The following is a 1040-nucleotide window of genomic DNA, read 5'->3' on the forward strand; positions in this document are numbered from 1 at the left end:
GCGTGCCGGTGGGCGTGGCCCAGGCTCATCAGCGCCCGCGCCACCTGCGCATGGGGCGCCTTGGTGTGTTCCAGCCGCGCCAGCAGCTTGGACAGCACCTCGCCCGCCAGTTCGTACTCTTCGGCCTCCAGCAGCTGGTTTCCCAGCGCCAGGCGCAGCGTGAGCTCTTCCTGGACCTCGCCGCGTTCGGCCTGGGCGACCGCCGCCTGCCAGGCCAGCACCGAGTCCTCATAGTCGCCGATGCCGGCACAGAGCCGGGCCAGCACGACGGCGGCACTGATGGCACCCTTGCGGACCCCGGCAGCCGCATACAGTTCCAGCGCCGTCAGCGCTTCCTCCAGCCCGGCCGCGCCGTCGCCGCCGGCGGCATTGGCCTTCAAGAGCCACATGCTGGCGGTGGTGGCGCGGTTGCCGGGCAATGCCAGCATGCGGTCGGCAACTGCGGTGGCCCGTTCCGGCTGGTCGGCCTGCAGGTAGGTGTTGGCCAGGTACATCAGCGCGCCGGACAAGCTGTCCGTCCGGCCGGAATGCTCGTAGCCGGCCACCGCGTCTTCCAGCAGCGCGATCGCCTGCTTCGCTTCCCCGCGCTGGGAACGGACGACGGCGATGGCCAGCTGGACGTCCGCCGTCACCGATCCCGGGGCACGGGCCTCCAGCAGGCGGTCAAGTTCTGCCTCCAGGAGCGGGAGGTCGTCGTCGCCGGCTTCGCGGAACAACGCCGTTCCCAGCCGCTCACCGGCCGCGGCCTCGGCTTCCAGCCCATGGCTGCGGAGCAAGGCGATGCGGGCGTAGAGATATTCCCGGGCCTGCTTCTCTTCGCCTGCCAGCTGGGCGAGCGCAATCAGCACCGAGTACAAGCCCAGCCGGACGTCGAGTTCGGTGTCCGAGGACCGGGCGAGTCCGGCCTGCGCCAGGGCACGGGCGCCCGCGTGGTTCTCGGCATAGGCTGCCTCGTAAGCGCGGTCCAGGCAGTCCCTGGCTGACGACGGGAACCGTGCCGGGTCGGGGCCGGCGCTCTCCAGCACGGCGCGCAGGCGGTC

Annotated in this window: 1 protein-coding gene; it reads right to left on the reverse strand. The window is 71.5% G+C overall.

The genetic code is table 11. The features are described from left to right. Positions 1-1040 (reverse strand): hypothetical protein (locus tag AC5RUJ_RS17080; RefSeq protein ID WP_494156343.1); only part of this gene is annotated, 1040 nt, incomplete at both ends.

The organism is Arthrobacter sp. Y3223164 (assembly GCF_059091005.1).